The following is a 22923-nucleotide window of genomic DNA, read 5'->3' on the forward strand; positions in this document are numbered from 1 at the left end:
TATCTGCTTTTGCACTATTTCGAATTTCTATTTTTGTCCATCTTTGGAGTCAGTGTATAATTCAAGTTGACAAACAATCCAAAACAATATATCTTAATATCAAGATAATAAATAATAAAGAAAAGTTTACGACTGTTGATTTTGCTTTGAAAAACCTAATCATATAAAAACCAAGGAGGACAATGACATGAAACTGTTAGGATTGCATCACGTTTCGGCGATTACGGCGGCGGCGGCTAAGAATGTTGATTTTTATACTCAGGTAATGGGTCTTCGACTCATTAAGAAAACGGTGAATCAGGATGATGTGAGCGTTTATCACCTCTTTTATGGAGATGAGCGCGGAACGGCTGGTACCGAAGTCACTTTCTTTGAAATCCCACATGCGGGGCAAACTCGTACGGGGAATAACAGCATTTCGGCGCTTTCCCTGCGGGTACCGAATGACAAGGCACTGGATTACTGGAAAGACCGTTTCGAGCAATTGGATGTAAAACATGGTGAAATTACGGATCAAGCGGGACGTTTGGCGCTTTCGTTTGAGGATTTTGAAGGGCAGCGCTTCTTCCTGGTTTCGGATGAGCATGACAACGGAGTGCGGGGCGGTACGCCTTGGGAGAAAAGCCCTGTCCCTGCTGAATACGGCATCGTCGGACTTGGCCCAGTTCATCTGACCATTCCAAAAGCAGAGAACACGATCCTCATTCTGGAGCAGGTGATGGGCTTCCGCAAAAAGGGCTCCTATCCTTCCACCGTTGCAGGGCAGCCTGATGTGGTCATCTATGAAACCGGCGAAGGCGGTACCGGAACTGAGATTCATCTGGAAGAACGTAACGATCTTCCACAAGAGCGCCCGGGACGAGGCAGTGTGCATCATGTAGCCTTCCGTGTTGCGACTGAGGAAGAACTTAGACAGTGGGTGGATCGTATTAACCAACTGCAAATTTCCAGCTCAGGGTTCGTGGATCGCTTTTACTTCCGTTCATTGTATTTCCGTGAGCCGAACGGCATTTTGTTTGAATTGGCAACCGATGGACCCGGCTTTGATACAGATGAAGAACTGGAGTTTCTGGGTGAATCGCTGGCGTTACCGCCATTTTTGGAATCGCGTCGCGCTTCCATTGAAGCCAACCTCAAACCGCTGAATACCAAGCTTTAATAGAGCTATATTTGCTCTAAAATCACACAAAGCCGGGACTTCTACATCATGTAGAGGTTCCGGCTTTTTCCGTGCAACAGCTCTGTTTCCATCCCAAAGGACATCTCATTTGCAAGCCTTTCAGCTTTTACTGGTAAGTGAAATGCCCTTTTGGGTTAAGCTTACAGCTTTTTATCATCCACGCTGTTCAGCCAAGCTTCAATTTCTCCGATCACAGAAGCGATACATCCATCCTGGAACGGAGAGATCAGACCAGCCAGCTCCACCAATCCGGTAAAAGAACGACTGCCCCCGGCACGGCACAGCTTCAAGTAATCTTCCCACGCAGCTGTCCGGTCGATACTCATGCGTTTCCAGAATTGGAACGCACACAGTTGCGCGAGTGTATAGTCAATATAGTAGAACGGAGATTGAAAAATATGACCCTGTTTGTGCCAGAACCCGCCCTGCTCCAGATACTCGTTGCCTTCATAGTCCAAATGCGGTTTATACTTGCGTTCAATGGAGCGCCATGCGCTTTTACGTTCGGCTGGAGTCCAGTCTGGATGTTCGTATACGGCATGCTGAAATTCATCCACAGCTACGCCGTAAGGGACAAACAACAACGATGAGGACAAATGTTCAAAGTGATATTTATCCGTATCGTCCTCGAAGAATTGCTTCATCCAGGGCCATGCGAAAAACTCCATACTCATGGAATGAATTTCAGCTGCTTCCATGGTTGGCCAGTGGTATTCGGGGATTTCAAAATGCCGACTTTCATACACCTGGAAGGCATGGCCCGCTTCATGCGTCAGCACATCGATATCACCGGATGTACCATTGAAATTGGAGAAAATAAACGGCGTGCCATACTCACTCAAAAACGTGCAATAGCCTCCGCTTTGCTTGCCCTTTTTGCTAGTCAGGTCCATCAGCCCACGTTCGATCATAAAGCTGAAAAATTCATGTGTTTCCGGTGAAAGCTCCTCATACATACGCGCTCCATTACGAATGATCCACTCCGGGTCGCCTTTGGGTGTAGGATTGCCTGACAAAAAGTTAAAGCCTTCATCATAATAGCGAAGCTGATCCACTCCGATCCGCTCGCGTTGGCGTTCCTTGAGCTTTGTTGCCAGCGGAACGATATGTTTCAGCACTTGTTCGCGAAAATTGGCAACCATAGCGGCATTGTAATCGGTACGACCCAAACGGGCATAGCCCAGCTCTACAAAGTTATCGTAGCCCAGCTTGTGCGCTATGCGCGTGCGTACCTTAACCAGTTCATCGTAAATTCGATCCAGTTCATCCTCATGCTCGCTCATAAATTGATACTTGGCCTCGGAGGCCTGTTTGCGTGTCTCCCGGTTTGTCGCCATTTCAAAAGGCAGAAGCTGCGACAATGTACGTTCTTCTCCCTCGAACGGGATCTTCGCCGAAGCAATCAATTGGGAGTATTCGGAGGTCAGCTTATTTTCCTGCTGCAAATCCTCAATAATATCCGGGTGGAACGACTTGAGTGATACCTCGGCGATACTGAAAAGCTGGCTACCCCACTGACTCTCCAGCTCGGCTCTGAACGGCGAGTCTACCAATGCACGATAGTAATCGGTTACATACTCCTGAATGACCGGCATGAAATCATCAGCGTACTCTTGCTCTGCTTTGTAAAATGCGTCCTCCGTATCAATGGAGTGCCGAACCTCTACTAATTGCAATTGCGTTTCCACGTTACTGCGCAGCTTATTAATGGCATGAATGACTTCATTTTGACGCTCTACGCTGTCCGCTTCACGAAATTGTTGCAAAAGCGTTTTAAACCGCTGTTCAATTTCAGTTTGCTCTGGCCGGATATAAGCCATTTGGCTGAATAATGTCATTGCTTCGAGTCCTCCCTAAATTTAATAAATCTGATGCCTATTATACAGTACGATTAGAGCAAACTGGAAGATATAATTCCAAAAAAATACATCAAAAACCGCAATACCAAGTATTGCGGCTTAAAGACTCTAGCCTAAACGCTAACTATCGGAGATGCACTACCTAATGCAGCCGTTTGAGGAGTTTGCAAAATCCTGATTTTATAAGTGCATTCATGCTTTACTGATTTTGCAAACGATGTGCCGCATGCAGAGTCGGGCCGACGAATTCGTTCAGCTTGAAGCTGCCTTCAATCGCCTGTGTAATGAATTTTTTGGCCTGATCCACCGCTTCACGTACAGTCAGCCCTTGGGCCAAGCCAGCCGTTACCGCTGCCGAAGTTGTACAGCCTGCACCATGGGTGAAGCTTGTTTTCACAACATCCGCCTCGAACCAGTCGAAGGTAATTCCGTCATAAAGCAGATCCATCGCTTTACCTGCGCGGATTTTACCACGGTCCTTGATCAACACGTGCTTCGCCCCGCGCTCATGGATAATCGCAGCCGCTTCCTGCATCTGTTCCAGCGTCGTAATCGGTCCGTTCTTCGCCAGCTGCGAAGCCTCGAACAAATTCGGCGTTACCAGATCAGCGCCCGGGATCAGAAATTCCAGCATCGCTTCTGTATTTTCCGGCTGAAGCACTTCATCTGTACCTTTGCAGACCATAACCGGATCAATAACGACCCGTTTAAGATCATGCTTGCGCAGATGGCTGGCAACCAGTTCGATAATATCAACAGAACCGAGCATACCCGTTTTCATCGCGTCAAAGCCGATACCTTCCAATACCGTGCGCAGCTGTGCTTCTACCACATCCAGCGCAACAGGATATACAAGATGGTTCCAGGTTTGGGGTTCCATCGCAACTACGGTTGTCAATACATTCATTCCATATACGCCAAGCTCCTGAAAGGTTTTCAGGTCTGCCTGAATACCCGCGCCGCCGCTGGTGTCGGAGCCGGCTATCGTTAATGTTTTGGGAATCGTCATTTTCACATGCTCTCCTTCACTTACTGTGCTGCATTTATCCTAATCCCGCATGCGAAACTTGTCAACGCGCAATGCATTCTTCCTATGCTAAAAGTCACAGAAAACAGTAGCATTAAAAAACGAGAACGTTCCCTTTTGACCGGAAACATCCTCGCAAGAATAGGATCTATGAAGGCTTGAATGACAAAGATTATAAATACCCGCCGGTGCTGTGATCATAAGCATGATTCTTTTCATTTTCACGCACGCCCAGACAAAACTTCTGATACAAATGCTGCTGTTCCGGGGTAGCAAAATTCCGGTGCTGCTCAAACAAAGCCATGCAACCGATAATATGCTCAGTATAGCTATTGTCTACAGACAGCTGTAAGCAATGCAGTGTTTGCCCCAGTCCCTCCGCATAATCGCCCTTCCGAAAATGATATTCGGCATACACCTTGCAAAAGGAGGCGAAGCGGAATGCATTAAAATGCTTGCGGTAGTGAGTGTCCCATTGATCCGGGGCAAGCTCCCAGAAGCTCTTGAGTTGCTGGCTGAATAGCCCCAGCTCGGCATCCACAAAGTAACCGAATCTGTTCGCTGATTCCAGCAGCGTATTCAAGCCTTCCAGTGTCTCGTCCGGATGCTCGCGCAAATACGTAATATATTCATAAATTGCAGAGGTATTGCCCATTTTAATTTCGATACAAAGCCGATTGCCTTGAGCATACACACGATGCATGTCCACTACTTTCCGGCCTTCCTCGTCCAATCCTTCAAACCAGCTCAAATCTGCATACCCATCAATCCATTTCTTGGATTCCTCATACCTGCCCTGAAACTCATAGCAGCTGGCCTTGAGCAGATGACCCTGTGCATAATAGTAGACAAGCGGTTTGAGCAGCTCCAGATGCTCATCTCCAAAGCGGTTCCGATTGCGGTATAGCGCCTGAGCCAATTCTCGCAGCTCGTCCGCATACATTTCCATCTCGGACCATTGCATTTTTAACGCAAACACTTGAGATAGCATATGTAAGCCTTCCAATGCGTAAGTTTCCGGCAACCGACCACGGTACAAATGGAATTGTACAGCAGCCTTCAAGCTCCGTTTGTTATCCTTGATCTGAATCTGGAATATACGGAAATAGCTGATCGCTAACCGCTCGGAGTGGGTATATTTCTCACTCTCGATGACGCAATTGTACAGAAGCATGGCAGCTTCATATCTGTCGTCTTCAAACATCGCTTCTGCGGTCTCAAAAATAGCCGGAATGTTCGATAAATCATCCATCAAATAGCCAAGTACGCTGCAAATACATTCCAGCTTGTTCAGCTCTGAACAACGGAGAAGAAACGGACGTAACCTCCTCCAGTGCGGTAAGGAATGAATAAAACATTCATCCACATACATCTCGAATAAGGCCCCTTCTTCCAATCCCATAGCCCCGGTAATCAGATCAAGCTGATTAACTGAAATCGGCCGTGGGGGATTCCGGTTAAGTATACCACTAAGTGTACCCGGATTTACCTTGGAAGCATCTGCGAAACATTGCATGGAAATACCTTCACGCTGAATATACTTTTCAATTTCTGCACGAATCGTGGTGTTTTTTTCCAAAGGGACACCCCCTCCATCAAATGATGGTGACTTTTTCATTACCTTTTAAACCAAAATTTGTTTAATCAAAGTATATGTCTAATTATAACGGAGGTCAATAACTTAAACGCGACTCAGGACATATAAAATTACGAATTTCGTACGATTTCAAATAATCCGTGTGCAAAAAGACCGGCCCCGAAAGGACAGTCTTTGCTCAACATTTGATGCCATAGGCTCATAAAGAATGGAAATGAGTCCGCTTTTCCCTCGTTGGATATGTTGTCATGTATTTGTTCAAAAAATTCAGGATCGTCCGAAATCCAGGGCAAACTTGGCGTATCCCTCTGCGGTCAATCCTTCATAAAGCAACTCCGAATAGGCTTGCGCGGCATCTGTTGCTTGCGGTGATGTCAGGAATGTCACGTGCGGGCGGCCCGGCCATGGTGAGAGGGACCAGTGACCGTCTGCTTTGGGCGTCAACGTCTTCATATGCCGTACATATTCGGTCAGCACATGCCGATTTTCATCAGGTGAAGCGAGTACGATTCGTTCCCCACCCGGATTGACCAATGTAGAGGAAAACGCACGATAATTGTTCGTGACAACCAAATAGCTTCGCTGCATATCCATCGGCGCTCCATCCAAGGACATATGAATGATTCTGTGCGCATCCGGTTCCTTCAATATTCCAGCTGCATCATATCTGGCGGGCTGCGTCACATCAATCTGATACCTAATCCCGTCGATAATATCAAAATTAAAGCTCGGAAAATCCGAATCAATCAGCTCTTGCTCCTGTTCTGCATAAGGATCAATTTGTCGGAATTGTCCGGCAGACCATTCGAGCCATTCCCGAATTTCTGCCCCGGTCAGCCGAACGACATGCAGTGTGTTTGGAAAATTGTACAGATCGGCGATATGCTTGATCGCCAAAGTCCCCGCCGGAATATCGGTATAATACGAGGGACCGTATCTGCCGCCTGTTTTAAAGGGAGCCGCTGCCGACAAAACGGGCAGACCTTCGTACTCACTCCCCTGCATCTGCTGCTTCACATACCACATTTGTGCGTCGTTCACGAGTTGAACGGAAGCATCGTCCATTACCTGGGCAAAAAAGCTGTTTACTGCTAACGTCGTCTGGCCAACAGGTGCGCGAATATAGTCCAGCGTTCCGGCATGCTCTTCCGCAACCGCCTGCTGAATGGCAGTATCCGGTTGCACCAGCGCTTGCTTGCGTACTGGATCATACACCGGACGTACCTCTGCAGAAGAGGCAGCCACTTGCCACGCTCCGTCCATAAGGGTCAGGTCCAGATCTATGACACCCAGATGATCTCCCCAAAAGCCCGGCTCCACCGCCGGAATATCATGTATAGTGCCTCGCTCCGCGTCCACACCCGTTTGACCAACGAACGAAGGGCCGGGGAATACTTTATGCGCATGACCAAACAAAATAGCGTCGATCCCTTCTACATTGCTCAGATGCAGCACCGCATTTTCCATATATGGCGTTTCAGGAATATCTTCGAAGCCCGCGTGGGGCATGGCAATAATCAAATCGGCCCCCTCTGCCTTCATTTGCGGAATAAACCGTCTTGCTGTCTCCAGCATATCCTTGACGATGATTTTTCCTTCCAGCCACGCCTTGTCCCATTGCATAATTTGCGGAGGCACAAACCCGATAATCCCCACCTTCAACAGATGCTTGAAGCCTGCCTCATCCTCCACCGTCTTGTCCAGTATCAGATAAGGTGTAAAGTAATTTCGTTCTTTTTCCACGACTGTATGGCTATCTGTAAAAATATCTTTCTTCGTATCTATATCTGTATCCGCCTGAATATAGATGTTGGCATTGATAAAAGGAAACTTGGCTCCTTGAAGGCAAGTCTGCAAATATTCCAATCCATAGTTAAATTCGTGATTTCCAATATTGCCCGCTTCGTACCCAAGCAGATTCATCGCTTTGTAGGCAGGATGCACGGCGTTAGGGTCCTGTTGGAGACGTTGTACTGCATAATCCCCCATCGGATTGCCTTGAATAACATCCCCGTTATCCAGCAGCAGATGGTTAGGTACCTCGGACCGAGCCACCTGGATTAGACTGGCTGTTTGCGCAAGACCGTACTGGAACGTTTCCCGATCCGTATAATAATCGTAATTCCACAAGCTGACATGAAGATCGGTCGTAACCATAATGCGAAATTTCACCCTCACAGGACATAGCGTCTGCTGTCGTACCTCTTTATTGATATCTGAAATATCCAATCCTGTTCTCTCCCTCAGCTTCGGTCATAGAGCTTGAACAAGTCTAACAGGGTACTGTTAAGAGAATGTTAAATGAACAGAAATGAGAGAGTATAAGATATATTTTACATACTTTTTACCAAAGTCAGGAATGGTTTTTACCCTAGTGACCGGACTAGCTGTTAAGATTCTGTTTGTCACAGAATTTACAGACTTTTTCAATTTTATTTTCGTTATTACTATTTTAGGGGGAAATTATTTTGTTTAAAAAAGCACTGACCTTGTGCATGACTTTCACACTGGCTGCGGGTCTCGCAGCATGCGGCTCCAATGCGAGCAATAACAACAGCGCGTCCACTCCAGGCACAGATGGCACGAAAAGCGAAAGCACAGCCTATGTTCCTACAGAGTTAAAAGTACAGTTTGTTCCTTCACAAAATGCAGATACGCTCGAAGCCAAAGCCAAGCCGCTCGAAAAGCTGCTGGGCGACAAGCTCGGAATTCCGGTGAAAGTAACCGTTTCTCCTGACTACAACACGATTGTGGAAGCCATGTCTTCCAAACAGGTAGATGTAGGTTTCCTTCCACCGAATGCCTATGTTCTGGCACACGATAACCGTAAAGCAGCCGATTTGCTGCTGCAAGCCCAACGCTACGGCATTGATGATGCCACAGGCAAGGACACAACTGAAAAAGTAAACTTTTATAAATCCATGATCGTGGTGAAAAAAGATTCTCCGATTCAAAGCCTGGCTGATTTGAAGGGTAAAAAAGTCGGCTGGCAAAATGTAACCTCCTCCGCAGGCTATGTGTATCCCGCAGCAGAGCTGAAAAAAGCCGGCGTGGACCCGGACACGGATGTCCAGGGTGTAACGATCAAAGGCCATGATGCCGCTATTCTGGCGCTACTGAACGGTCAGGTTGATGCTGTAGCTGTTTTCCAGGATGCACGCAACACGGTAAAGAAGGAAATTCCGGATGTATTTGAAAAAACACGTGTCATTCATTACACAGCTAAAATTCCGAATGATACGGTCAGCGTACGTTCCGATATGGATCAAGCGTGGAGAGACAAAATCAGCCAAGCCTTTATAGATATCGCCAAGGACCCGGAGGGCGGTCAAATCATTAAAGAAATTTATACGCATGTAGGCTATGAAAAAGGCGACGATAAAAACTTCGATTCTGTTCGTGAATATGCCGAAGCCGTCGGCCAAGCAGTTAAGTAATAGGAGCAAACGCGTAATTGTAATGAAGCAGTAGCTACGAAACAGGCTTTACGAATGACAGGGCAGCACCGTCCATGTATTCATGGCGGTGTTGTTTTCATTCCACCCCATCGGGGGAGAAAGTTGGGAGCATATGATCGAATTCCGCAATGTATCGAAAACATACCCGAACGGCACCAAAGGGTTGAACAATATTAATCTGACGATTAAAGAGGGCGAAATGGTCGTCATTGTTGGCTTGTCCGGTGCGGGCAAGTCCACTCTGCTGCGTTCTATTAATCGCCTGCATGACATTACCTCCGGCGACATTGTCGTGGGCGGCAGGTCTGTCACGTCTGCCGGAAGCAGCGAGCTGCGCCGCATTCGCCGTGATATCGGCATGATTTTTCAGAGCTTCAATCTGGTCAAGCGTTCAACCGTACTCCGCAACGTGCTTTCCGGCCGGGTCGGCTATCATTCGACGCTTCGGACCATTCTGGGCCTTTTTCCGAAGGAGGATATCGAGCTGGCACTAACCGCGCTGGAACGCGTGAACATTCGTGAAAAAGCCTATAGCCGGGCTGATGAGCTGTCCGGCGGGCAGCAGCAGCGCGTATCCATCGCCCGCGCTCTGGCGCAGGAGGCCAAGATTATTCTGGCGGACGAGCCTGTCGCATCGCTTGATCCGCTGACCACCCGCCAGGTCATGGACGATCTCCAGCGGATCAACCGTGAAATGCAGATTACGACCATCGTCAATCTGCATTTCATTGATCTGGCGCGCGAATATGCGACGCGGATTATTGGGCTGCGCGCCGGGGAGGTCGTCTTTGACGGCACGCCGGAGGAAGCTACGGATGACGCCTTTGCGGAAATCTACGGCCGTGCCATTAAGCATGATGAGCTGCTGGGAGTGGGATCATGAAGCCCGACTCCACTGCGCGGACGCTCTCTTCGACGCCGCCGTCACCGCAAGCCGGACCGCCGCAGCCATCCAAGCCGACCGCAGGGCCAGCCCTGCCGGGTCGTTACAAGCGTTACGCCACCTGGTTGATCTTTATTGTGGTTCTGGTGGCGTGCTCCATTCATACGGATGCCACACCTTACCAGTTGATCGTTGGCTTGCCGGAGATGGGCAAATTGCTGGGCGAAATGTTTCCTCCTGACTGGAGTTACCTGCCCACCATCTGGAAGCCAATGCTGGAAACCATCCAGATTGCCATTGTCGGCACGACACTGGGTGCGTTGCTGGCTATCCCTGTCGCGTTGCTGTGCGCCTACAATGTCATGCCGCGCAAGCTGATCTCGCTGCCGATGCGCACAATCCTGAACCTCGTGCGGACCGTTCCCGATCTGCTGTTTGCCTCCATCTTTGTGGCGGTGTTCGGCATCGGGCCGTTCGCAGGGATGCTCGCCCTGCTCTTCTTCTCCTTCGGCATCATAGCGAAGCTGACGTTCGAGGCCATTGAAGCGATTGATCCCGGGCCGCTGGAAGCCATGACTGCCGTTGGCGCGAGCCGCATTCAGGTGATTGCCTTCGGAGTCGTACCGCAGGCATTGCCCTATTTTGTGTCCTACTTGCTGTACACCTTTGAGGTCAATGTACGTGCGGCTTCTGTTCTGGGGCTGGTCGGCGCGGGCGGTATCGGCCTGCTGCTCGACCGTTCACTTGGCCTGTTCCGGTATGACCGGGCAAGCATCATTATTCTACTGACCCTCGTCATCGTTCTGGCGATTGATTACGGCAGTAACCTGCTACGGAGGAAATTATTATGAATGATCCTACGCTTCGCAGACCTGTTGGCTCCCGCCTGCGCCTATGGGCGATAGCTATTCTGCTAATCATTATTTATATTTGGGCTTTCCGTGGGATGCAGTTCGAAGGATTACAGGGAACCGCCAAAAACGTTTCTGTCGCTATACTGGACGGCTTCCTTCATCCTGACTGGTCATTCGTTTACATTCCTGAAGGAGAGGACTTGCTACGTGGGCTGCTGGATACGCTGGTTATCTCCGTTCTCGGAACCTTTGTATCCGCATTTGTCTGTCTCCCGTTTGCCTTCTGGGCATCCAGCAACATGACCCGGTTACGCCCCTTGTCGGGCAGCGGTAAATTTGTACTCAGCGTCATTCGGGTATTTCCTGAAATGATCGTCGCGATCCTGTTCATCAAGGCCGTTGGACCCGGCTCATTTGCGGGTGTGCTTGCCCTCGGTATTCACTCCATCGGCATGCTGGCGAAGCTTTTTTCGGAAACGATCGAAACCGTCGATCACGGGCCGCAGGAAGCCTTGATCGCCTGTGGTGCCAACCGTTTGCAGGTGATTTTCTTCGCCGTGCTGCCGCAGGTGATTCCACAGTTCCTTTCGTATTCGCTCTACCGTTTTGAAATTAACATTCGTTCCGCAACCACGCTCGGTCTGGTCGGTGCAGGCGGTATCGGTACTCCGCTACTGTTTGCGCTCCAAATGCGCAACTGGAACCGCGTAGGTGTCATTTTGCTGGGCATTGTGGTCCTGATCATATTAACGGATTTAATTTCCGGCTGGCTGCGCAAGCGGATTGTATAATCTGTATAGGTGCCAGTCATTCAGATAAACCAAAAAGGGTCCCAAAAAACCATATAAAAATGGCTAACGGGACCCCTCTTATTAAAAAGGAAGATCGTCATCTTCTTTATTTTTATAAACATTTGAATAGGCCAAATCTCCATCAAGTCTTAAAGTTACCGCATAATCATTAGGATTCTTCAAATTTTTCAGATCAAAATTCAGCATATCTTTAGGAGAATATCCTTTTTTTGAAGAATAATAATGCTTTCCAGATTGGTGTTCAAGTATATCTAAATGATACTCAAACACTCCTTTTACACGGTTCCCTTTATTCAAATAAAAAGTAATCCTCTCTGTAGATAACACAGCCCTATCAATGTAAGTCCAATGGGAATAAAAAAGCTTACCTGATGTATCTACAGATATTAATTTCTCCCATATTTTCGCGGTTAGAGCATCAAGCTGATGTAAAAAGGTCTCTTTTTCAGCATGACTACGACACACAATGCCATAAAGATATTCCAGATCACAATCATCCGGTATTATTAGCTCTGCGTGGCGATGATATTTTATGTAGTTTTGAGAATAAGGATCATATGAACCTTCGTGATAAATAGATTCAAAAGGCATCTCTTTGAATCTTTCAATTGTATTGTAAGTTTCAGTACCATGACTCGCTAACGAGCCATAAGAAAACTGGGAATCTTCTAACGTTATGAGTGGAAGAGAATGAAAAATGAAGAAAATAGGCATAGGACAATGGGCTCCGCCAAGAAGGCGCTCATTTATTGGACGAAACCCTTCGTTGTTGAATTGCGTCGGAGTTCTGGGTCTAAAGTAAAATCGAACATACTTTTTCCATTTTGAAACGGTGTTATTTATGACTTCAGGACTAGCATTCTCGTTTTGCATATCACCTATCAGAGTTATTTTATCTCGTGAAAGTAATTTACCATAAGATAGAATCTTTGCAGCATTTTTAATATCAGTGAAATGAAATAAATAATTTGGCCACCATTTTCGATTTCCAAGCCAAGATTCATTTTTTAACGAATCAATTGCTTGCTTAAATAAATGAGCATCATTTTTCTGCCGCATCAACTATTTCCTCCGTGTAAGATTGTTTATTATAGCCAAGATGAGGTAACAATCGAATGCCATATCTTAGATCACTTTTATTTTCAAGCCTGTGAGCCATCTCGACGGGTTCAACATACCGTAATCGTGAAAGCAAATTAAAAACAACAGCACTAATGTTGTATAAACTTTCTGGGAGGTTAATCATCGAACAGAAGCCAACCGTTCGCAGTTGTCTCCAAAGATCAAAAAACTGATCTTGTGTTATATTTAAAGTTTTCTGAGAAGAAATAAAATTCAAACTGATATCCGTATCCTCTACAAGAGTAACTCTATATTCACTATCCCCAACAATTAACTTTAGATCGTCCTCAATCAGACTGTTAATATCATCCCATACCTCGTTAAAACTTAAGAGTGAAGGCTCAGACCATAACCATTTTTGAGTCTCTAATATGGTCGTATGTTCTGTTCTATTTGTTCTATCAGCTAAGTGAATAAAAACATCAATAGGAAGAGGTTTAAGATAACTTTCCATTAACGGTTTAACTTCTGTTTCCCAATCCAATCCACCATTACCACAACCCAATAAAGGGAATGAAATTGAATATATGCCCTTTTCAGCATAAGTCTCCACAAATTTTTGCAACCCCATTTCAATATATTCAATTTTTGAAGGAGACCTCCAATGCTTCTTTGTCGGAAAATTTAAAATCCATTTATGCGGTGTTTTATAGACCCAAAGCTTTCCAACATCAAGTAATTTACGTTCACAAAAAGTTTGGTATTGTTTAAACATTTCAGGATAAATATCTTTAAATTGTTTTGCAATTCCTTTACCCATAACTCCAACAGTATTAACTGTATTTACAAGCACTTGGGCAGGACTTTCGAAAATATTTGTTTTAACGTAAGTAATCATAGTAGTGACCCCTTAGATAATTTCACACTTTTTTTCAAGTGTTAGTATTTCTTCAATTCTAATATCAAGATATACACAAATCTTCGCAAGCAAATCTAGAGGAAGACGCTCAATTTGATTATTGCACAAGCTTCGTACTGTTTCGTACCTATAATCAATATTTTTAGATAATTGTCTGATCGTTATGTCTTTTTCATTTAAAATTGTCAGCAAATTCGATCTTATCTCCATTTTTCTCACCTTAGTTTAGTGTACATTGACTCGTTAAAAGAGTCAAATCTAGCAATTCATATTTATCAAATGGTCGCCACCTCGTCCATCACCCGCCGGATTTCCCCTGCCGTATTGTAAAAATGCGGAGCCAAGCGAATCACATCCTTCCGTGCCGAAACGATAATATTTTGGCTTCTCAAACGGCTCTCAACCGCCGATGCATCGGCAACCTCAACAGCGATAAAACCAGGTAAAGCGCCCTCCCCGGAAGGCAAGCGTATGCTTAACCCTTTGCGGCGTCCATACTCCATAGAAAATTCCAACAATTCGCTCATATACGCCTGAATGTCCGTGACCCCGATTTCCAGCAGCAGCTTTAAGGCTGCATTGGCGGCAAAGATACTAATGAATGAAGGCAATCCCGTCTCGAAGCGTCGGGCTCCTGCCGCTGGGACCGGGCGTGCAATATCAAACCGGGAAGCGGCTTCCTGTCCGAGCCATCCGGTAAGTTTGGGCTTGAAGCGGTCTATCCAATCGTTGCTTACATAAAGAAAAGCGACTCCCGGAATCCCCAGCATATATTTGCGGGCTCCTGCTACCAGAATATCCACGCCCATCGCTTTTACATCCATAGGTATGATTCCCGCAGACTGATAGGCATCTACAAACAGCAACGCCTGATTTCGGTGAGCCACATCCGCCATAGATTTTAGATCCTGCTGGAATCCGTTGGTGTAGTTCACATGTGACACCATAACAAGTGCAGTGTTTTCGGTAATGTGTTCCTCGTACTGCTGCAAAGTAACCTCACCATGCATGGAGGGGATACAACGAATGTGCTCACGGAATTGGTCCTGCGCTTGCCAGATGTGCCCTACGGTCGGGAAGTCAGTATCTGCGTACACAATACCTTCTTTTCCCGATACATAAGGAAGTGCAGTTGCCACCCCGGCAATCGCCTCGGAGGCTGAGGACAGCACCGCAATCTCGTCAGGCTCCGCCCCGATCAGTTTGGCAAAATGTCCTCTGGCCTCCTCCACCCGTGCCATAGACAAGTCTCCGTTATGCCCGTGTTGCAGCAAGCTTCGATGGTATTCCTCGATTGCAGCAGACACTGGCCTTGATATGGCTCCTTGTGAGCAGCTCCCTAGATGAATATGTGAGGACAGCACTGGAAATAGCTGGCGGTAGGACTGAAACGGATGTTTCATAATTCCCTTCGCTCCTCTTGGGCACAGCTACGTGCCTTGATATGATCATTTTATTATCCATATAAGTCATCTTAGAACAAGGGTCTCCCTTCCCATCTTATCGCCAAACATCGACGATAGACGCGAAGAGAGACCCTGTGGAATCAAGCACGTTCCTGCGTTTCATTAATGAACCCGCTTGCGCCCAAACCAGCTTTTAAGCACCAAGGTGGCTAGAGCCAGTAACAACAGCAGCGAAGCCACCGCAAAGGATGCCGAGAACTGATATTCGTTATACAAAATTTCCACATGCAGGGGTAGTGTGTTCGTTTCTCCACGGATATGTCCTGAGACGACGGAAACTGCCCCGAATTCACCCATGGCTCTCGCATTACACAAAATAATGCCATACAGCAGGCCCCACTTGATGTTCGGCAGCGTCACCTGCCAGAAAATACGCCAGCCGCGTGCGCCCAGCGTGACCGCTGCCTCTTCCTCCTGCTGTCCCTGATCCTCCATTAGCGGAATCAGCTCCCGCGCTACAAAAGGAAACGTGATGAACAGCGTCGCCAATATAATTCCCGGCAAGGCAAAAATAATTTTGATATCATGTTCGTCCAGCCACGGACCAAGCCAGCCCTGTGCGCCGAATACCAGTACATACATCAATCCACCGACGACAGGAGAGATGGCAAAGGGCAAATCAATCAGGGTGACCAGCAAGCCCTTGCCGCGAAATTGAAACTTTGTAATCAGCCAGGCGGCGGCTACGCCAAATACCGTATTCAACGGTACTGTTATCGCCGCCACCAGCAGCGTCAGCCGTAGCGCCGACATGGCATCCGGGTCGCGTAACGCTTCAACATATACGCTCCAGCCCTGCTTGAGCGCTTCGGTAAGTACGACGATCAGCGGCAGTATCAGCACCCACAGCAAAGCCAGAAAAGCGGCACCGATCAGCGTCCACTTCACCCAAGGGGCTTCGGTTGTAACCCTGTTGGGCGGTGCAGATGAAGGCACAGGTGCATGGGTAAGCTCCTGTCCGGTTATCGCTTGTGACATGATGTTTCTTCCTCCTTAAACAGCGGATATACCGCTATCGTATGAATCAAACGCATACTGTCCTGCGTGATAACGTTAGACAGTACGCCGCCGCGACCAGCGCTGAATGCTGTTAATTACCAGCAGCAGCAGGAATGAAATGACCAACAGCATCAAGGCTACCGCCGTAGCTCCGGCATAGTCATTTTGCTCCAGCTTGGACATAATGAGCAGCGGCGCGATCTCGGTCTTCATCGGCATATTGCCGGAAATGAAGACGACTGATCCGTACTCCCCGATGCCGCGGGCAAAAGCGAGCGCAAAGCCCGTCAGCAGCGGTGGTATCAGCTCCGGCACAATAACGCTGCGGAAGGTGCGCCATCTGCTTGCTCCCAGCGTAGCAGCGACCTCCTCCTCGTCCTTGTCCAGCTCCTCCAGCACCGGCTGGACCGTCCGCACGACGAACGGAATGCCGATAAACATCAGCGCGAGCGTAATGCCCGTCTGCGAATATGCCATCTTCCAGCCAAGCGGTTCGAACAACGAACCGATCCAGCCATTTTGCGCATATAAAGCTGTCAAGGCAACACCCGCAACCGCCGTGGGCAAAGCAAAGGGCAGATCAATCACCGCATCAAAAATCCGTTTTCCCGGAAACTCATAACGTACCAGCACCCAGGCTATCAGCAAGCCGAGGAATAGATCGATCAGCGCCGCAGCCGCAGCGCACAAAAAGCTTACCTTGTAAGAAGCCAGTACCCTGACATCAGTCGCCACATCCCAAAACTTCTCCCACGTCAGTCCGGTTGAGTTCAGAAGCAGCGCCGATAAAGGCACCAGCACCACCAGACTGAGGTACAGCACACTATATCCCATCGTTAACCCGAACCCGGGAAGAACGCGTTTTCGGGTGACTTGCACTTGACTCATGTTCTGTCCATCCCTCTCTGAAATCCATTAACTTCCAGGTACATAAATTTGGTCAAAGATGCCCTTGTCGCTAAAATGCTTTTGCTGCGTCTCCTTCCACGTTCCAAATACATCCTTCAAGGTCACCAGTTCCAGCTTGGGAAATTGATCCTTGAACTTCACCTTTACGCTATCCAGCGTTGGACGATAATAGTTCTCGGCAGCAATGGTTTGCCCCTCTTCGCTGTACAAATATTTCAGGTACGCATCCGCTACCTCGCGTGTACCTTTTTTATCCACAACCTTATCGACCACCGCTACCGGAGGCTCGGCCAAAATGCTGATCGACGGATACACGATATCGAATTTATCCGTACCCAGTTCCTTCACGGAAAGCAGCGCTTCATTCTCCCAAGCGATCAGCACGTCACCAATCCCGCGCTCCACAAAGGTCGTTGTCGCTCCACGCGCACCGCTGTCGAGTACTGGCACATGCTTATACAGTTCCTGTACAAACTGCTGGGCTTTAGCTTCATCGTTATTATTTTTCTTGAGCGCATAGGCCCATGCAGCAAGGTAGTTCCAGCGGGCCCCACCTGACGTCTTGGGGTTCGGCGTAATAACCTGCACATCACCTCGGATCAGATCGTCCCAGTCCTTAATTCCTTTCGGATTGCCCTTACGCACCAGCAGCACGATGGTTGAAGTGTATGGAGAACTGTTATGCTCATATTTATTTTGCCATCCTTCTTTAATCAGCCCTTTTTCCTGTAACGCATCAATATCGTAGCCCAGAGCCAGGGTAACTACGTCCGCATCCAACCCATCCTGCACAGAACGGCTTTGCTTGCCAGACCCTCCATGAGATTGCTTAATCGTAACTTTCTGCCCTTTCTCCTTCTCCCAGTGGGCGGCAAACGCCTTGTTATACGCCTCATACAGCTCACGGGTCGGGTCATAAGAAACATTGAGCAGCTCCACATCCTTGGAACCCGCAGCAGAGCTGCCATTCGCCTGTGTTTCTCCTTTGCTTGCTCCGCAAGCACTTAACGTCAACGTCAAAACCACTGATAGCCCGAGAATAAGTCCACTTTTCCATTTCCCTTTCATCAAAACCCTCCTAATTCTATGTAATTAATAAAAACAAATTCATTTACGCCTGTTATTGACAGACGTATTCAAAAAAAAGAGCGGAGAATTCCCTGATGCAGCCCTGATAGGTCAAACCTGTCGCTTGGACAGTGTCTGCCTGCTGTTCTTAGAGGTTCTCCGCCACAATGGCGAGATCATACTTTAATACTTTAATTCTTTAATTCCTACCTGTTTAATGAGTTATGTAGATATAATACGAGAGTTTATGAGCGTTGTCAAACCTTTTTTTGGGATGGATGATCTGTGCTTCGCTAGCTTGAGGGGATCAGAGGGGATAAAAAGTCAGGAACATTCTAATGTTCCCGACTGCTTACAAACTATTTTCATACACAAGGAACTGCTTAATTTGCGACCGTTTCAAGATTGACGGAAAAAACTCCAAAAAGCTTCGGATTGTCTGTAGCTCTTCTCAACCACAGCTCGCCTGAGCCAACCATAACTCCCTGATAATTGACAAACAAGTCGTCTGTCTTTTGATTCACCAACGCTTCACGAATTGCGTCCGTAAAAGTCTGATCATACTTAGCAATGAACTCTTTCTTATTCGGAATTGTTAGTGCCTTTTCGCTGTCGTTGACGCGCAGAGGGTAGAAAATGTAATTGGCCACCTTTTCCTTATCATTGTCGGCAACAGCCTTCTGCAACGCTTTGAATGTGTTCAAAAATGCCTTGGGGTCCTGAATACCTGCTACCTCAAAAGGATTGTGGGATGGATTGGCGGATTTTGGGGAGGAAGAAACATCCGATGAAGTAGCCGGGGCCGATGGACTTGATTTTTCCACGTCATTTCCGTTGTTTTCCGCACTCTCGCTCTCTTTCGCTACTTTTTCATTTGGGGCTGAACCACTACGATCCGCGTCAGTTCCATGCTCTATCGCACTTGTATTGCTTCCGGTCTCGACGGTTTCAGCATTCTTATCCTGGCCGCAGCCAGCGAGAGCTACAAATGTAAGTGTAAGTAAAATGGCTGTGAGTGACAGCCTCCGTGACATTTTCTGATTACCGTATTCTTGGTTTTTGGGCACAACGGGTCATCCTTTCTGCTTCTGCTTTCTGCTCTGACCTATTCTGTCATTAAGTCTTCAACCGTTCTATTGTAACATAAGTAGGCTAATGACCGCATGTCGTGCCCATATGGAAGGGGCTTACAGCGTAATATACGCGAAGGTTTTCACTGATCCTTTGGAGCCATCGTCCGTATTTACATCCAAAATCAGCTCAGTTGTGGAATCCTTCGTTGCTTCATTTTGTTCCTCCGGCTTTACCAACAACAGATCATGCCGTTCTCCCGGCTGCAACGTTCGGCTGGAAAATCCATCTGTCTGACCTGACAAGCCTGACGTACCCGCGCTTTTAAGCTTATATCGTATAGGTTGCTTCCCTGTATTCTTGATGCTGATATACAGCTTCCGTCCCTCTTCAAATGTAAAGTTCGTATGAGCAGGCCCCTCAAATTGCATCTCCTGATCATGTACAATGCGCTTCGTTACGCCCCCTTGCTCATTCTGCGTACTAAGCGGAACCGTCGAATGACTCTGATTTACTTCTGTAATCGTTGATGTCGGGACGCTCATACTGGCAAAAGTGGCATACCCTACAATTGCCCCTGCAACCCCCATCCAAACCCACTTATCTACCATTTCATTTCCTCCTTCATAGAACTATGCTGAATCCTAAACGATATAAGCCATTTTCCATAGCATTTATTCGTCGCCGTGATTACACAGATGGAACGGCTTATCTTCCACAAGAAGACGATCCAACCAGGTCATTTTGAATATAAAATCGGGGGCAGATTCAATCAATCCTTACTATACAAAAAAACGAACTCATATCTATTATGAGTCCGGCTGTCATATTTTTCAAACTTGATCCAAGGCATCCATGCGCTTATACGTTCAGCGTGTTACGGGACTTTTTCTTATCCAATACACTATAAACCACAAATATAATTAAATATGCCGCAATCAGCAGAGTGGAGAACAAATACATCGTTTTATAGGAGGTTAATCCCGCAACCATACCCAAAATCAAAGAGCCTCCCCCGATGCCCAAATCGAAGAAATTATAAAACGAACCCACGGCATCCTCTCGCTCATCTTCTCCGACCACACTGATGGCCCAAGCCTGCAAAGCCGGGAAAATAGCTCCAAAGCTCAAGCCATACAGCACAGCAGCGACCAAAAATTGCAATTCCGTCCGCGATGAGGCCACCATGATAATGGCGGCGATAAGCACAACCCCTGCGGGAATCAGGATATAAGCCGGGCCTTTGGTATCAAAAATTCTACCGGACACCAGTCGGACGAGGAAGCTTGCCATAGCCACCGTAAAGAAGAACCATGCTACGTTGGTGAATCCCTGCTCCTTGGCAAATAAGGCCACGAAAGACATCACTCCACCTGCCACTACGCCGACCAGCAGTACAAGACAGGATTGCAGCAGCACTTTTTTTTCAAATAATTTGAGTGGAACCTTCGTTTTTTCCTTCGTTGTATCTGCACTCGTCTAGCATTTTTTCCTTCCGGCTTACAATAGCTCCGCTCATTCTTTCTTTTCATCATTGAAATTCCTTGTTGTTTGGTTAATCAAAGCGGGAGCTACAAAAAAGCCGGAAGCCCTCTAACTGAGGGTCTCCGGCTCGATAACCACGATATCTATTACGACCTTATGAATACAGCTTAACGCTTACTCTGTCACCGTTCCGTAGATCAGTACAGGAGCTTCGGCGTGATCCGCAATATGGATGTTCGCGTAGATTTTCTCCAGCACTTGGGCCACATCTTCACGGTTCGCATGGATGGTAACCAGCGAATCGCCCACTTTTACAGCATCGCCGACCTTTTTGTTCAGCATCAGGCCGACAGCCAGATCAATCTCGGATTCTTTGGTTGCGCGTCCTGCTCCAAGCAGCATCGCAGCGGTACCGATTTCGTCAGCCACGATTTCAGCCACCACACCATCCTGCTTCGCAGGCACTTCGATGAGATACTGCGCTTGTGGCAAGCGTTCCGGATGATCCACAACCGAAGCGTCACCGCCCTGGTTTGCAATAAACTCTTTGAATTTCTCCAGTGCTTTGCCATTGCGAATGACTTCCTGGAGCTTCTCTTCGGCGTCTTCGAGGGAATCTGCTTTGCCAGCCAAAAATACCATCTGACTGCCCAAGGCCATACACAGCTCTTCCAGATCCTTTGGTCCTTGACCGCGCAGTGTATCAATCGCTTCTTTGACTTCCAGCGAGTTACCGATGGCAAGACCCAACGGCTGGCTCATATCCGAAATGACAGCCATCGTTTTGCGACCGACGTTGTTACCGATGCTTACCATGGCATGTGCCAGTTGTTTGGCATCATCTACGGTTTTCATGAACGCGCCTGCACCTGTCTTCACATCGAGTACGATGGCATCGGAACCAGCAGCGATTTTTTTACTCATAATCGAGCTGGCAATCAGCGGAATCGAGTTTACCGTGGCGGTAACATCACGCAGCGCATACAGCTTTTTGTCCGCAGGTGTCAGGTTGCCGCTTTGTCCAATGACCGCAATTTTGCTGCGATTCACCAGATCTACGAATTCGTCCTTGCTGATTTCTACGTGAAAGCCTGCAATAGCCTCCAGCTTATCAATGGTTCCTCCGGTATGTCCGAGGCCGCGACCTGACATTTTCGCTACCGGAATATCCAAAGCCGCTACGAGCGGAGCCAGCACCAGCGTTGTCGTATCACCCACACCGCCAGTAGAATGCTTATCGACCTTCACGCCTTCAATCGCGGACAGATCAATTGTGTCACCTGAATGAACCATTGCCATCGTCAGATCCGCGCGTTCGCGCTCGGTCATATCTTTGAAGAAAATGGACATCGCCAACGCACTTACCTGATAGTCAGGAATTTCCCCTTGCGTGTAGCCTTGGATAATAAAATTAATTTCCTCGGTGGTCAGTTCTTTTCCATCACGCTTTTTCTCTATCAAGTCTACCATTCTCATATGTCATTTCTCCTCACTGTGCGTATGATCGTTTACAGGGATATTGCTGTATCCAGGGCAACTTCCATCATTTCTTTAAAGGTCGTTTGTCGTTCTTCCGCTGTCGTTTCTTCACCCGTCAGCAAATGATCGCTTACCGTCAGAATCGTCAACGCATTTACGCCAAATTTGGCCGCCAGCGTGTACAATGCCGAAGTCTCCATCTCGACACCCAGTACGCCGTATTCCATCAGCTTTTGTGTAATTGATTTGTCATCACGATAAAAGCTGTCCGAGCTGAACACGTTGCCGACATGCATTTTTAAGCCCTTGGCAACACCGCGATCATAAGCGCCCTTCAACAAAGGGAAGCTGGCAATCGGTGAAAAATCATAGCCGCCAAAGATATGGCGGTTCATGCCGGAATCCGTACAGGATGCCTGTGCCAAAATAACGTCACGTACATGCACATGCTCCTTCATCCCGCCGCATGTACCTACGCGGAACAAGTTTTTCACACCGTACTCGCTAATCAGCTCATTGACATAAATACTGATGGACGGCAGTCCCATTCCGGTCCCCTGTACAGACAGGCGTTTGCCCTGATACGTTCCCGTAAATCCGAGCATTCCGCGCACCTCGTTGTAGCAGGTCACGTCTTCCAGATAGGTTTCAGCAATAAATTTCGCCCGCAACGGGTCTCCTGGCAGCAGAATTGTTTCTGCAATCTCTCCAGGTTTGGCTCCAATGTGTACACTCATGTTTTTATTCCTCCGTCCCATTTGTCCGAGTTTATACTCTAACTTATATCCAGGTTTA

21 protein-coding genes and 1 pseudogene are annotated in these 22923 nt (G+C 47.6%); 5 read left to right on the forward strand and 17 right to left on the reverse strand.

Annotated elements, in window-relative coordinates:
* Positions 1-187 precede the first annotated feature (187 nt).
* On the forward strand, positions 188-1159 hold the full coding sequence (locus QD47_RS01940; protein ID WP_044644538.1) for a ring-cleaving dioxygenase: 972 nt from the start codon (positions 188-190) through the stop codon (positions 1157-1159).
* Between the two features lie 161 nt (positions 1160-1320).
* On the opposite strand, the gene QD47_RS01945 is transcribed toward QD47_RS01940, so the two are convergent.
* From QD47_RS01945 to QD47_RS01960, 4 genes are all read right to left on the reverse strand, one after another.
* Entirely contained in the window at positions 1321-3018 is a 1698-nt protein-coding gene (locus tag QD47_RS01945) for a M3 family oligoendopeptidase (RefSeq protein WP_044644539.1), read from the reverse strand.
* 220 nt (positions 3019-3238) lie between these two features.
* The gene (gene thiD / locus QD47_RS01950) at positions 3239-4048 is read right to left on the reverse strand and encodes a bifunctional hydroxymethylpyrimidine kinase/phosphomethylpyrimidine kinase (protein ID WP_044644540.1); all 810 of its coding nucleotides are present in this window, start codon (positions 4046-4048) and stop codon (positions 3239-3241) included.
* Between the two features lie 190 nt (positions 4049-4238).
* A complete protein-coding gene (locus tag QD47_RS01955; protein WP_044644541.1) occupies positions 4239-5645 on the reverse strand; it encodes a hypothetical protein in 1407 nt (468 codons plus the stop codon).
* Positions 5646-5930: 285 nt separating this feature from the next.
* Positions 5931-7892, reverse strand: a complete 1962-nt coding sequence (locus QD47_RS01960; RefSeq protein WP_044644542.1) for a bifunctional 2',3'-cyclic-nucleotide 2'-phosphodiesterase/3'-nucleotidase — start codon at positions 7890-7892, stop codon at positions 5931-5933.
* 239 nt (positions 7893-8131) lie between these two features.
* Here QD47_RS01960 and QD47_RS01965 point away from each other — a divergent pair, with 239 nt between their 5' ends.
* From QD47_RS01965 to phnE (QD47_RS01980), 4 genes are all read left to right on the forward strand, one after another.
* Positions 8132-9100: a phosphate/phosphite/phosphonate ABC transporter substrate-binding protein gene (locus QD47_RS01965; RefSeq protein WP_044644543.1), complete on the forward strand. Its 969-nt coding sequence runs from the start codon at positions 8132-8134 to the stop codon at positions 9098-9100.
* Positions 9101-9233: 133 nt separating this feature from the next.
* Complete coding sequence (gene phnC, locus QD47_RS01970; protein WP_044644544.1) at positions 9234-10004, forward strand: phosphonate ABC transporter ATP-binding protein; 771 nt, start codon at positions 9234-9236, stop codon at positions 10002-10004.
* Positions 10001-10855 carry a phosphonate ABC transporter, permease protein PhnE gene (gene phnE / locus QD47_RS01975; RefSeq protein WP_044644545.1) on the forward strand — a complete coding sequence of 285 codons (855 nt, stop codon included), beginning with the start codon at positions 10001-10003 and terminating at the stop codon, positions 10853-10855. Before phnC ends, phnE (QD47_RS01975) begins: the two co-directional genes overlap by 4 nt.
* Complete coding sequence (gene phnE, locus QD47_RS01980) at positions 10852-11649, forward strand: phosphonate ABC transporter, permease protein PhnE (RefSeq protein ID WP_044644546.1); 798 nt, start codon at positions 10852-10854, stop codon at positions 11647-11649. The genes phnE (QD47_RS01975) and phnE (QD47_RS01980) overlap by 4 nt, the downstream gene beginning before the upstream one ends.
* Before the next feature lie 81 nt (positions 11650-11730).
* Here the strand turns inward: phnE (QD47_RS01980) and QD47_RS01985 are convergent, their stop codons facing one another.
* From QD47_RS01985 to deoD, 13 genes and pseudogenes are all read right to left on the reverse strand, one after another.
* Positions 11731-12729, reverse strand: coding sequence for a DarT ssDNA thymidine ADP-ribosyltransferase family protein (locus QD47_RS01985; RefSeq protein ID WP_044644547.1), 999 nt, complete (start codon positions 12727-12729; stop codon positions 11731-11733).
* Positions 12713-13630 (reverse strand): macro domain-containing protein, encoded by a 918-nt coding sequence (locus QD47_RS29955; protein ID WP_052646707.1) that lies wholly within the window; start codon positions 13628-13630, stop codon positions 12713-12715. Before QD47_RS29955 ends, QD47_RS01985 begins: the two co-directional genes overlap by 17 nt.
* 12 nt (positions 13631-13642) lie before the next feature.
* A complete protein-coding gene (locus QD47_RS01995; RefSeq protein WP_044644548.1) occupies positions 13643-13861 on the reverse strand; it encodes a helix-turn-helix domain-containing protein in 219 nt (72 codons plus the stop codon).
* Between the two features lie 65 nt (positions 13862-13926).
* The gene (locus tag QD47_RS02000; RefSeq protein ID WP_044644549.1) at positions 13927-15054 is read right to left on the reverse strand and encodes an aminotransferase class V-fold PLP-dependent enzyme; all 1128 of its coding nucleotides are present in this window, start codon (positions 15052-15054) and stop codon (positions 13927-13929) included.
* Positions 15055-15219: 165 nt separating this feature from the next.
* Entirely contained in the window at positions 15220-16095 is an 876-nt protein-coding gene (cysW, locus tag QD47_RS02005; RefSeq protein WP_044644550.1) for a sulfate ABC transporter permease subunit CysW, read from the reverse strand.
* Between the two features lie 75 nt (positions 16096-16170).
* Positions 16171-17004, reverse strand: a complete 834-nt coding sequence (cysT, locus tag QD47_RS02010) for a sulfate ABC transporter permease subunit CysT (RefSeq protein ID WP_044644551.1) — start codon at positions 17002-17004, stop codon at positions 16171-16173.
* Positions 17005-17031: 27 nt separating this feature from the next.
* Positions 17032-18093, reverse strand: coding sequence for a sulfate ABC transporter substrate-binding protein (locus tag QD47_RS02015; RefSeq protein WP_044644552.1), 1062 nt, complete (start codon positions 18091-18093; stop codon positions 17032-17034).
* A 383-nt stretch (positions 18094-18476) separates the two neighbouring features.
* Positions 18477-19160 carry a hypothetical protein gene (locus tag QD47_RS02020; protein ID WP_044644553.1) on the reverse strand — a complete coding sequence of 228 codons (684 nt, stop codon included), beginning with the start codon at positions 19158-19160 and terminating at the stop codon, positions 18477-18479.
* Between the two features lie 120 nt (positions 19161-19280).
* On the reverse strand, positions 19281-19775 hold the full coding sequence (locus tag QD47_RS02025) for a hypothetical protein (RefSeq protein WP_044644554.1): 495 nt from the start codon (positions 19773-19775) through the stop codon (positions 19281-19283).
* 250 nt (positions 19776-20025) lie between these two features.
* Positions 20026-20217, reverse strand: a complete 192-nt coding sequence (locus tag QD47_RS33850; RefSeq protein WP_327204658.1) for a hypothetical protein — start codon at positions 20215-20217, stop codon at positions 20026-20028.
* Positions 20197-20598 (reverse strand): annotated as a pseudogene (locus tag QD47_RS02030) (MFS transporter); the annotation flags it as partial. The pseudogene QD47_RS02030 and the gene QD47_RS33850, both read right to left, overlap by 21 nt.
* A 225-nt stretch (positions 20599-20823) precedes the next feature.
* Positions 20824-22125, reverse strand: a complete 1302-nt coding sequence (locus QD47_RS02035; RefSeq protein ID WP_044644555.1) for a pyrimidine-nucleoside phosphorylase — start codon at positions 22123-22125, stop codon at positions 20824-20826.
* A gap of 32 nt (positions 22126-22157) precedes the next feature.
* The gene (gene deoD, locus QD47_RS02040) at positions 22158-22865 is read right to left on the reverse strand and encodes a purine-nucleoside phosphorylase (protein WP_044644556.1); all 708 of its coding nucleotides are present in this window, start codon (positions 22863-22865) and stop codon (positions 22158-22160) included.
* Positions 22866-22923 lie beyond the last annotated feature (58 nt).

It is taken from the genome of Paenibacillus terrae, from assembly GCF_000943545.1.
Lineage (GTDB): Bacteria > Bacillota > Bacilli > Paenibacillales > Paenibacillaceae > Paenibacillus > Paenibacillus terrae_A.

What these genes read in the sequence shown, in the direction of transcription:
- phnE (WP_044644545.1), top strand. Translation starts at nt 10,001, where the DNA reads ATGAAGCCCGACTCCACTGCGCGGACGCTCTCTTCGACGCCGCCGTCA.
- QD47_RS29955 (WP_052646707.1), bottom strand. Translation starts at nt 13,630, where the DNA reads ATGATTACTTACGTTAAAACAAATATTTTCGAAAGTCCTGCCCAAGTG.
- QD47_RS01995 (WP_044644548.1), bottom strand. Translation starts at nt 13,861, where the DNA reads ATGGAGATAAGATCGAATTTGCTGACAATTTTAAATGAAAAAGACATA.
- QD47_RS02015 (WP_044644552.1), bottom strand. Translation starts at nt 18,093, where the DNA reads ATGAAAGGGAAATGGAAAAGTGGACTTATTCTCGGGCTATCAGTGGTT.
- QD47_RS01945 (WP_044644539.1), bottom strand. Translation starts at nt 3,018, where the DNA reads ATGACATTATTCAGCCAAATGGCTTATATCCGGCCAGAGCAAACTGAA.
- thiD (WP_044644540.1), bottom strand. Translation starts at nt 4,048, where the DNA reads ATGACGATTCCCAAAACATTAACGATAGCCGGCTCCGACACCAGCGGC.
- QD47_RS01985 (WP_044644547.1), bottom strand. Translation starts at nt 12,729, where the DNA reads ATGCGGCAGAAAAATGATGCTCATTTATTTAAGCAAGCAATTGATTCG.
- phnC (WP_044644544.1), top strand. Translation starts at nt 9,234, where the DNA reads ATGATCGAATTCCGCAATGTATCGAAAACATACCCGAACGGCACCAAA.
- QD47_RS02000 (WP_044644549.1), bottom strand. Translation starts at nt 15,054, where the DNA reads ATGAAACATCCGTTTCAGTCCTACCGCCAGCTATTTCCAGTGCTGTCC.
- QD47_RS02035 (WP_044644555.1), bottom strand. Translation starts at nt 22,125, where the DNA reads ATGAGAATGGTAGACTTGATAGAGAAAAAGCGTGATGGAAAAGAACTG.
- cysW (WP_044644550.1), bottom strand. Translation starts at nt 16,095, where the DNA reads ATGTCACAAGCGATAACCGGACAGGAGCTTACCCATGCACCTGTGCCT.
- phnE (WP_044644546.1), top strand. Translation starts at nt 10,852, where the DNA reads ATGAATGATCCTACGCTTCGCAGACCTGTTGGCTCCCGCCTGCGCCTA.
- QD47_RS02025 (WP_044644554.1), bottom strand. Translation starts at nt 19,775, where the DNA reads ATGGTAGATAAGTGGGTTTGGATGGGGGTTGCAGGGGCAATTGTAGGG.
- deoD (WP_044644556.1), bottom strand. Translation starts at nt 22,865, where the DNA reads ATGAGTGTACACATTGGAGCCAAACCTGGAGAGATTGCAGAAACAATT.
- cysT (WP_044644551.1), bottom strand. Translation starts at nt 17,004, where the DNA reads ATGAGTCAAGTGCAAGTCACCCGAAAACGCGTTCTTCCCGGGTTCGGG.
- QD47_RS01940 (WP_044644538.1), top strand. Translation starts at nt 188, where the DNA reads ATGAAACTGTTAGGATTGCATCACGTTTCGGCGATTACGGCGGCGGCG.